The organism is Candidatus Bandiella numerosa, assembly GCF_021811875.1.
Lineage (GTDB): Bacteria > Pseudomonadota > Alphaproteobacteria > Rickettsiales > Midichloriaceae > Aquirickettsia > Aquirickettsia numerosa_A.
The window spans coordinates 1-251 of record NZ_JAJBJD010000268.1 but is presented as its reverse complement, the minus strand read 5'-3'; the positions used below and the strand labels follow the sequence as shown (position 1 = coordinate 251).

Here is a 251-nt window from a genome sequence, read left to right as displayed (position 1 = left end):
ACAACAATATGTTGTTCTTTTTATTATGCACGCTCCCAATACTCTACTACTACAAAACGTCCCAATTTCTACACACCTTTCTTCCTGCTTCATCTTCGCCAGATTCTTATCTCTTGCGCTACATTTTATAGTGGACTGAAAAATCAAGACAAAATTTTGAGAATTTTGCTTCCTATTATTAAGCAGCATTTTTCAATGCCTCTAAATAAACATTCATGGGCTTTTTATAGCCAATGCTAGAATGAAATCTT

Annotated in this window: 1 protein-coding gene; it reads right to left on the bottom strand. The window is 33.9% G+C overall.

Annotated elements, in window-relative coordinates:
* Positions 1-189, bottom strand: a 189-nt coding sequence (traN, locus tag L8D11_RS05605; protein WP_236870670.1) for a conjugal transfer protein TraN, incomplete at its 3' end; no start/stop codon positions are given.
* Between the last annotated feature and the right edge of the window lie 62 nt (positions 190-251).